This window comes from Micrococcus sp. LASM2_SD2, from assembly GCF_057364565.1.
The window spans coordinates 1-8,906 of the sequence record NZ_JBNFOB010000080.1; the positions used below are offsets into that span (position 1 = coordinate 1).

The 8,906-nt window shown below is 71.6% G+C and carries 7 protein-coding genes and 1 pseudogene; 7 read left to right on the top strand and 1 reads right to left on the bottom strand.

What is annotated here, in order from left to right; all coding sequences use genetic code 11:
- Together AC2W7A_RS06010 and AC2W7A_RS06015 are read left to right on the top strand one after the other, a co-directional pair.
- A pseudogene (locus AC2W7A_RS06010) lies at positions 1-345 on the top strand (thiamine-phosphate kinase); the annotation flags it as partial.
- A gap of 52 nt (positions 346-397) precedes the next feature.
- A complete protein-coding gene (locus AC2W7A_RS06015; protein WP_485990553.1) occupies positions 398-2,506 on the top strand; it encodes an acyltransferase family protein in 2,109 nt (702 codons plus the stop codon).
- 27 nt (positions 2,507-2,533) lie between these two features.
- Here the strand turns inward: AC2W7A_RS06015 and AC2W7A_RS06020 are convergent, their stop codons facing one another.
- Entirely contained in the window at positions 2,534-3,259 is a 726-nt protein-coding gene (locus AC2W7A_RS06020) for an IclR family transcriptional regulator (RefSeq protein ID WP_485990560.1), read from the bottom strand.
- A gap of 238 nt (positions 3,260-3,497) precedes the next feature.
- Here AC2W7A_RS06020 and AC2W7A_RS06025 point away from each other — a divergent pair, with 238 nt between their 5' ends.
- The 5 genes from AC2W7A_RS06025 (at position 3,498) to AC2W7A_RS06045 (ending at position 8,810) form a co-directional block, all read left to right on the top strand.
- On the top strand, positions 3,498-4,109 hold the full coding sequence (locus AC2W7A_RS06025) for a class I SAM-dependent methyltransferase (RefSeq protein WP_485990554.1): 612 nt from the start codon (positions 3,498-3,500) through the stop codon (positions 4,107-4,109).
- Between the two features lie 226 nt (positions 4,110-4,335).
- Positions 4,336-5,811, top strand: a complete 1,476-nt coding sequence (leuC, locus tag AC2W7A_RS06030; RefSeq protein WP_485990556.1) for a 3-isopropylmalate dehydratase large subunit — start codon at positions 4,336-4,338, stop codon at positions 5,809-5,811.
- 3 nt (positions 5,812-5,814) lie between these two features.
- Positions 5,815-6,423, top strand: a complete 609-nt coding sequence (leuD, locus tag AC2W7A_RS06035) for a 3-isopropylmalate dehydratase small subunit (RefSeq protein ID WP_485990557.1) — start codon at positions 5,815-5,817, stop codon at positions 6,421-6,423.
- Positions 6,424-6,726: 303 nt separating this feature from the next.
- Complete coding sequence (gene murA, locus AC2W7A_RS06040) at positions 6,727-8,055, top strand: UDP-N-acetylglucosamine 1-carboxyvinyltransferase (RefSeq protein ID WP_485990558.1); 1,329 nt, start codon at positions 6,727-6,729, stop codon at positions 8,053-8,055.
- 5 nt (positions 8,056-8,060) lie between these two features.
- Positions 8,061-8,810, top strand: a complete 750-nt coding sequence (locus AC2W7A_RS06045) for a lysophospholipid acyltransferase family protein (RefSeq protein ID WP_485990559.1) — start codon at positions 8,061-8,063, stop codon at positions 8,808-8,810.
- Positions 8,811-8,906 lie beyond the last annotated feature (96 nt).

Below are 8,906 nucleotides of genomic sequence, written 5' to 3' on the forward strand. Positions count from 1 at the left end.
CGGCCGCCCGCGCTGGCCTGCGCCATGGACGTCTCCGACGGGCTCCTCCGGGATGCCGGACGGCTGGCGACCGCGAACGGGATGCAGGCACACGTGGATCCCGGCTGGCTGGCCGAGGCGTCGGCGCCCCTGCGCCGGCTCGGCCTGCTCCTGGACGTCGCGCCGCAGGACTGGGTGCTCCACGGGGGAGAGGACTACGGCCTGGTGGGGGTCCTCCGTCCGGGGGCCGGGCGACCGGAGGGATTCCGGACCATCGGACAGGTCGTTCCCGGCGGCGTCGTGGCCCCGGCACAGGATGCGCCCGATGCCACGTCCACAGAACGGGGCTGGGACCACTTCGCCTGACGACTGGGTCTAGCATTGCTTCATCCTGCCCCAGTTCGAGGAGTCCCCGGCCATGACGACGACCCCCTCCGCCCTGCCTGCCGAAGGCCGGGCAAGCGCACCGCGCCCCGCCTCAGGGCTGCGCGGCGACATCCAGGGGCTGCGTGCCGTCGCAGTGCTGGCCGTCTTCGCCGACCACCTGCTGGGATGGCCCGTCGGCGGGTTCACCGGCGTGGACATGTTCCTCGTCATCTCCGGATTCCTCATCACCGGGCTGCTGATCCGCGAGCACCAGCGGACGGGCACGATCTCCTTCCGCGGGTTCTACCGGCGCCGCATCAAGCGCATCCTGCCGGCCTCGATCCTGGTGATCTGCGCGACGCTGGCGGCCAGCGCCCTGCTGCTCCCGGCCAACCGGGCCCGGGACATCGTCGTCGACGGCGCCTGGGCGATGCTGTTCTCGGCCAACTGGCGGTTCGCCGTCTCCGGCACGGACTACTTCAACGACGGCACCCTCCCCTCGCCCCTGCAGCACTTCTGGTCGCTCGGCGTGGAGGAGCAGTTCTACTTCGTCTGGCCGTGGCTGATGCTGGGCCTGCTCCTGCTGCTCACGCGGCGTTCCGGGGACGGGGGCCTCTCCGACGCGCGTCGGCGGACCGCCCTGGCCGTCGCGATGGGCGTGCTGGCACTGGCCTCCGTGGCATGGGCGGCTCATGAGACCGTCGCCGAGCCGACCTGGGCCTACTTCTCCACGCTCTCCCGTGCCTGGGAGCTCGGTGCCGGTGCGCTCCTGGCGGTGGCCACGCCGCTGCTGGAGCGCATCCCGGACCGGCTGCGCCCCGTCCTCGCCTGGGGAGGGCTCGGCCTCCTGCTCGCCTCCGTGCTGCTCGTGGACGAGGCCCGCGGCGGATTCCCCTGGCCGTGGGCCGTGCTGCCGGTGGCGGGCGTCTGTCTCGTGATCGCGGCCGGCACGGGCGGCGGCGTCCGCGCGCCGCGCGTCCTGGACAACCGACCCGTGGGGTACATCGGAGACATCTCCTACTCGCTCTACCTGTGGCACTGGCCCGTGATCGTCCTGCTGCCGGCCTTCATGGAGCCGGGCACCCCGGTGTTCTGGCTGGCCGCGGTCGGGGTGGCCACGGCACTGTCCGTGGCCAGCTTCCACCTCGTGGAGAACCCGCTGCGGAGAGCCGAGTGGTTCCCCCTGACCGCAGGACGGTCAGGCGGCCTCCGGCGCCTGGCCACCACGGGTGCGGTCGCCGCGCTCCTGGCCGTGTTCGTGGCATCGGCGGTCGTCGCCGACCAGCGCGCCGAGCGTGCCGCGGCCGGTCCGGTCGCCGCCGTCCCGACGACAGCCGAGACCCGGGAGTGCCTGGGCGCCGGTGCCGTGGGACGCGAGGCCGCGTGCGATGCGGTCCTGGGGGAGGACCTGGTCCCCGGGATCGACGTCTACGCCGACGACGTGGGCGGGGCGTTCACATGCTGGAAGCCGAGGGGGCAGGAGCACTTCCCGGACTGCATCCTCGGGGATGCCGAAGGCGAGCGCACCGTCGCGCTGGTGGGGGACAGCCACGCGGCCTCGCTGCTGCCCGCGCTGTCTCCACTCGCCCGCGAACACGGCTGGCGGCTCCGGGTCTACACCGGCCTCGGATGCACCTGGTACGAGAAGCGAGGTCCCTCGGTCTGCGGGGACGCGCTGGAGGAGGCCGTGGCCGACATCACCCGGGAGGGGGCCGTGGACGCGGTCATCGTCTCGGGCAACCGTTCGGAGCGGGTCCACGACTTCGACGAGCGTCTGGAACGCACGGTCGCCGCCTGGGACGACGTCTCGACGCCTGAGCGTCCGGTCATCGCCGTGTCGGATGTGCCCGCGGTGTCCCAGGAGGCGCTGGAATGCCTCGGCCGCGTCGGCTTCTCTCCCGCCGAGGACGACTGCGGCACGCCGCGGGAGCAGGCGCTGGCCACGGGGGACACCCTCCTGGCGGCCGCAGAGGAGGTCGACCATGCCGCCGCCGTGGACCTCACCCCGGTGCTCTGCGACGCGGGCCTGTGTCGGTCGGAGATCGGCAACACCGTTGTCTACCGGGACACGAACGGTCACATGGCGGCCTCGTTCGCCGAGACGCTCGTCCCCTACCTCGAGAAGACACTGGTGCCCCTCGTGGAGGGCCGGAAGCGCTGAACCGGCGGCGCTGCGCCGGCGGCCGGCTCAGGCCTCGCCGGCGCGGATGAGCTCGGTGAGCCGGGTGGCCGCGGCCACCACGGCGTCTGCGTGCACACGGCCCGGCTGACGGGTGAGACGCTCCAGGGGGCCGGAGATGGACACCGCCGCGATGACCCGGCCGGATGGGCCGCGGACGGGCGCCGAGACCGACGCGACTCCCGGCTCGCGTTCGGCCAGGGACTGCGCCCAGCCGCGCCGGCGGACGGCAGCGAGGACGGTCGGGGTGAAGACCGCGCCGGCCAGGCCCTCCACGAGACGCTCGTGGTCCTCCCAGGCGAGCAGCACCTGGGCGGCCGAACCGGCCTTCATGGACATGCGGGTCCCCACGGGGATGGTGTCGCGCAGGCCGACCGGGCGTTCGGCGGAGGCCACGCACACGCGCGCGTCGGCCTGGCGCCGGAAGACCTGGGAGCTCTCGCCCGTGGCGTCGCGCAGCCAGAGCAGGACCGGGCCGGCGGCGGTGGTCAGGCGGTCCTCGCCGGCGGCGGAGGCCAGCTCGGTGAGGCGCGAACCCAGCACGTAGCGGCCGTGCAGGTCCTTGCCCACCAGGCGGTGGTGGGTCAGGGCCGCGGCCAGGCGGTGCAGGGTGGGGCGGGCGATGCCCGTGGTGGTCACGAGCTGGGCCAGTGTGGCCGGGCCGGACTCGAGTGCGTCGAGGATCGCCGCGGACTTGTCCACGACGCCCACGCCGCTGGGCTCGCGGTGGCCCATCAGGTCCGTCTGCGCGGTGGCGGCGGGACGCGGAGACAGGGAGGAGGTGGTGTTCATGATGTGAGGATAGACATCTCACGATGCGGAAGCCATGATTCGCCGTCACAGAGCCGCAATACGACGGTCGTTTGTGACGGACCGGACCACCGCCACAAGACTCGCCACAGGGACGCCATTGCGAGTCAACCCTCGTTCTCACCTCTCTCTTCCTGCGGCCACCATGGGGGACACTGCCCTCATGATTGCCACCCCCACAAGCTCCAGCGATTGGAATTCCTACAACGCCGCCCGAGCGGGCACGTCAGCCGTGCGCCCTCTCACCGAGCGGGCACTCACAGCACTGCGCGCCACCCACCAGAACCTGTCAGGCCTACGTGCTGTCGAACTGGGCAGCGGCGCCGGCATCGAAGCGCGGCGCCTTCTCCAGGAAGGCCTCACGGTTCACACCATCGACGTCGATGCCTCCGTCGAAGAGCGGATGCACGAGCTCACCTCCCTCGGCGTCCTCGAACACCGGACAGGCCTCATCGAAGAGTGGGATCCCCTCCCCCTCGCCGACTTGATTCTGGCCAACGCTTCCCTGCCCTTCATCCCCCGCGCACACTTCGCACCGGTGTGGGAACGACTCAAGCAGGCCCTGCTGCCCGGCGGCATCTTGGCGGTCGATCTCTTCGGCTGCGAGGACACCTGGGCCTCAGACCAAGGCACCTACCTCACTCTGCAAGAGGTGGAACGACTCCTCGACGCATTGGAGGTGATCGAATTGAACGAACGCAACGAAGAGGGGCGCTCCTTCGACGGCATCAAGCACTGGCACACCTTTACCGTCATCGCCCGGCGGCCGGTCTGACCCCCAGCAACCGGGGCGGCACAATCGGTCGTTTATGGCGTGAGGGGCGAGGATGCCTGTCCGGTGCCCTGTCCGCATGGCGGAACAGGACGGATCGGATGTCGACACGTGCCTGCCCCCAGCGGAACAGTGGGCCCATCGGCGGGCCGCCACCCCTGGCCCGCTCCAGTGCCCCTCGGGACGGCCCGATCGGCCGACCCCACCCCATCTGACGAAGGAGCGCCGTATGACCGGCACACACGAGGCCTCCCGCCCGCGCACGCTGGCGGAGAAGGTCTGGGACGAGCACGTCGTCGTCCGCGGAGAGGGAGAGGGGGCGTCGCGCGGCCGCGACCTGCTCTACATCGACCTCCACCTGCTCCATGAGGTCACCAGCCCCCAGGCCTTCGAGGGCCTGCGCCTGGCCGGCCGCCCCGTCCGCCGCCCGGACCTCACGATCGCGACCGAGGACCACAACACGCCGACGCTCGACATCGACCGGCCGATCGAGGACCCCACGTCCCGGACCCAGATCGAGACCCTGCGGTCCAACGCCGAGGAGTTCGGCATCCGCCTGCACTCCCTCGGTGACCGCGAACAGGGCATCGTCCATGTGGTCGGCCCGCAGCTGGGCCTGACCCAACCGGGGATGACCGTCGTCTGCGGCGACTCCCACACCTCCACGCACGGCGCGTTCGGGGCCCTGGCGTTCGGCATCGGCACCTCCGAGGTCGAGCACGTGCTGGCCACGCAGACCCTGCCGCTCAAGCCCTTCAAGACCATGTCCGTCACGGTCGACGGCACCCTCCGTGCGGGCGTCACCGCGAAGGACATCATCCTGGCGGTGATCGCGAAGATCGGCACCGGCGGCGGACAGGGCTACGTGCTCGAGTACCGCGGAGAGGCCATCCGGGCCCTGTCCATGGAGGGTCGGATGACCATCTGCAACATGTCGATCGAGGCCGGTGCCCGCGCAGGCATGGTCGCGCCGGACGAGACCACGTTCGAGTACATCAAGGGCCGCCCCCACGCACCCGAGGGTGCCGACTGGGAGGCCGCGGTCGAGCACTGGCGCACCCTGCGCACGGACGAGGGCGCGGAGTTCGACGCCGAGGTCGTGATCGACGCGGACACCCTCGAGCCGTTCGTGACCTGGGGCACCAATCCCGGTCAGGGCGTCAGCCTGAACGACGCCGTGCCCGCCCCCGAGTCCTTCTCCGACCCGGACGAGCAGGCCGCCGCCGCGAAGGCCCTGCAGTACATGGACCTGACGGCGGGCACCCCCATGAAGGACATCGCCGTGGACACCGTGTTCATGGGGTCGTGCACGAACTCGCGGATCGAGGACCTGCGTGCCTTCGCCTCCGTGGTGGAGGGCCGTCGCAAGGCCGAGGGGCTGCGCGTCATGGTGGTCCCGGGATCGGCCCGCGTGCGCCTGCAGGCCATGGACGAGGGCCTGGACCGGATCTTCGAGGACTTCGGCGCCGAATGGCGCTTCGCCGGCTGCTCCATGTGCCTGGGCATGAACCCGGACCAGCTGGAGCCGGGGGAGCGCTGCGCCTCCACCTCGAACCGCAACTTCGAGGGCCGCCAGGGCAAGGGCGGCCGCACGCACCTGGTCTCCCCGGTGGTCGCCGCGGCCACCGCCGTGCTGGGCCGCCTCGCGAGCCCGTCCGACCTTCCCGCCCTCGACGGCGCCGACCGCGTGACCCAGGAGGCCTGAGCCATGGACAAGTTCACCACCCACACCGGAATCGGCGTCCCGCTGCGGGCGTCCAACGTGGACACCGACCAGATCATCCCGGCCGTCTACCTGAAGCGGATCACCCGCACGGGTTTCGACGACGCCCTGTTCGCCGGCTGGCGCCAGGACCCGGAGTTCATCCTCAACACCGAGCCGTACTCGGCGGGCACCGTGCTCGTGGCGGGATCGGACTTCGGCACCGGGTCGTCCCGCGAGCACGCCGTCTGGGCACTCAAGGACTACGGCTTCCGAGCCGTCCTCTCGCCCCGCTTCGCGGACATCTTCCGCGGCAACGCGGCCAAGCAGGGCCTGGTCGCCGCCCAGGTGGAAGCATCGGACATCGAGCGCATCTGGAAGGAGCTGGAGAACCAGCCGGGCGCCTCGGTGACCGTGGACCTCGTCTCGCGCACCGTCACCTGCGGCCCCTTCACCACCTCCTTCCAGCTGGACGACGAGACCCGTCATCGGCTGCTCGAGGGGTTGGACGACATCGCCGTCACCCTCGGCGAGGAGGAGGCCATCGCGGCCTACGAGGACGGACGGCCGGCCTTCAAGCCGACGACGCTGCCCGCCCGGACCGCGTCGGCCTGACCGCGCCGTTCGGGGCCGCCTCGGCCGACCGCGGGAGGCCCCCTGGCCGCAGACCCCGACCACGGCGGCAGCCCGGCCCCTCCGCACACGGCGAGGCGCCGACCGGGGCGATTCACGCTCAGCGGACTCCGCCCCCGAGTGTGGCGGATCTGTGTCGGGACGCGGGGTACCGCCTATGCTGGAGAGCGATTCCCGACCCGGGCGCCCCACGTCCCGGTCGGCCGAGACCAGTCCCCGTCGCCTCGTCGGCGGGACGTGAACCGATGCCGTGCACCCAGTCGGCGAGGGAGGACCATCATCACCATGGCCAAGTTGCTCACGATCCAGGGCGGCAAGCCCCTGACCGGAGAGGTCAAGGTCCGCGGCGCCAAGAACCTCGTGCCGAAGGCGATGGTCGCCGCCCTGCTGGGCAACACCCCGTCCGTGCTCCGCGACATCCCGGAGATCAAGGATGTGGACGTCGTCAGCTCGCTCCTCGAGCTCCACGGCGTCACGGTCGACTGGAACAAGGAGATCGGCTCGATCGCCATGGACCCGGCTGGGGTCAAGCAGGCCCAGTCCGCCGAGATCGACGCCCACGCCGGCGACTCGCGCATCCCGATCCTCTTCTGCGGCCCGCTCATGCACGCCATCGGCGAGGCCTTCATCCCGGACCTCGGCGGCTGCAAGATCGGCGACCGCCCGATCGACTACCACCTGGAGGTCCTGCGGAACTTCGGCGCCGTGGTGGACAAGCGTCCGGGCGGCATCTCCATCTCCGCGCCGAAGGGGTTGCACGGCGCCAAGCTCGAGCTGCCGTACCCGTCGGTCGGCGCGACCGAGCAGGTCCTCCTCACCGCAGTGAAGGCCGAGGGCATCACCGAGCTGAAGGGCGCCGCGGTCGAGCCGGAAATCCACGACCTGATCGCCGTCCTGCAGAAGATGGGCGCGATCATCACGGTGCAGACCGACCGCACGATCCGCATCGAGGGCGTCACCACCCTGAGGGGCTACAACCACGTCGCCCTCCCCGATCGCAACGAGGCGGCGTCCTGGGCCTCGGCTGCCCTGGCCACGGGCGGGGACATCTTCGTCCGCAACGCCGCCCAGCGCGATCTCACCGCGTTCCTCAACACCTACCGCAAGATCGGCGGCGAGTTCGACGTCACGGACGAGGGCATCCGGTTCTGGCACACCGGCGGGGAGCTGAACCCGCTGGTGCTCGAGACCGACGTGCACCCCGGGTTCATGACGGACTGGCAACAGCCGCTCGTCGTCGCCCTGACCCAGGCGACCGGCGTGTCGATCGTCCACGAGACCGTGTACGAGAACCGCTTTGGCTTCACCGACGCCCTGGTCCGGATGGGCGCCTCCATCCAGCTGCACCGCGAGTGCCTCGGCTCCGTGCCCTGCCGCTTCGGGCAGCGCAACTTCCTGCACTCCTGCGTGATCTCGGGCCCGACGCCGCTGCACGGCGCGACCTTCGACATCCCCGACCTGCGAGGAGGGTTCTCCCATCTGATCGCGGCCCTCGCCGCGGAGGGCACCTCGAATGCCACCGGCCTCGAGATCATCAACCGCGGCTACGAGCACTTCATGGACAAGCTCCTGGGTCTCGGCGCCGACGTCGAGCTGACCGAACGCGACCGGTGAGCGGCGTGGACGCGCAGAGCCCTGCTGCCGCGGGGGGTCGTCCGACGCGTGCCGCGCGGGCCGCCTACGTGATCCCGGGGGCGATCGTGCGACCGGCGATGCGGGCCCTCGTCCGCCAGGTGTGGGAGGGGACCGAGCACCTGCCCGAGACCGGCGCGATCCTCGCCGTCAACCACATCTCGGAGGTGGACCCGCTCTCCGTGGCCCACATGGTCTACAACCAGGGCCTGCTGCCGACCTTCCTCGCCAAGGCCGAGCTCTGGAAGGCGCCCGTGCTCAAGCAGGTCCTCGAGGCCACCCGCATGATCCCGGTCGAGCGCACCCGCGACGGCGGCCGCTCGCTCGCCGCCGCCCGCGAGGCTGTCGCCACGGGCCGGGCGATCATCGTGTACCCGGAGGGCACGGTCACCCGCGACCCCGACGGCTGGCCGATGGCGGCGCGCAACGGCGCCGTACGCCTCGCCCTGCAGACCGGCGCCCCGCTCATCCCCATCGGTCAGTGGGGCATCCAGGAGCTGCTGCCCTACGGCGGCCGCTCCCTCCGTGTCCTCCCGCGTAAGACCGCCCGGATCCGCGTCGGCGCGCCCGTCGACCTCGCGGACCTGCGGGACCGCCCCGTGACGGCGGCCACCCTGCGCGAGGGCACCGACCGCATGATGGCCGCGATCACCGACCTGGTCGCCGAGCTGCGCGGAGAACCGGCCCCGGAGGGCCGCTGGGACCCCACGACCGGAGCGCGGGTGACCGGGGCATGAGCGATCCGCGCACCGTCGCCGTCCTCGGGGCCGGCAGCTGGGGGTCGGCCTTCGCCGCGGTGATGGGCGTCGAGCACCTCCCCGGCAGGTCGCGCG

Coding starts and splice junctions, on each gene's coding strand:
- murA (WP_485990558.1), top strand. CDS start 6,727: ATGGCCAAGTTGCTCACGATCCAGGGCGGCAAGCCCCTGACCGGAGAG.
- AC2W7A_RS06020 (WP_485990560.1), bottom strand. CDS start 3,259: ATGGGCCACCGCGAGCCCAGCGGCGTGGGCGTCGTGGACAAGTCCGCG.
- leuC (WP_485990556.1), top strand. CDS start 4,336: ATGACCGGCACACACGAGGCCTCCCGCCCGCGCACGCTGGCGGAGAAG.
- AC2W7A_RS06015 (WP_485990553.1), top strand. CDS start 398: ATGACGACGACCCCCTCCGCCCTGCCTGCCGAAGGCCGGGCAAGCGCA.
- leuD (WP_485990557.1), top strand. CDS start 5,815: ATGGACAAGTTCACCACCCACACCGGAATCGGCGTCCCGCTGCGGGCG.
- AC2W7A_RS06025 (WP_485990554.1), top strand. CDS start 3,498: ATGATTGCCACCCCCACAAGCTCCAGCGATTGGAATTCCTACAACGCC.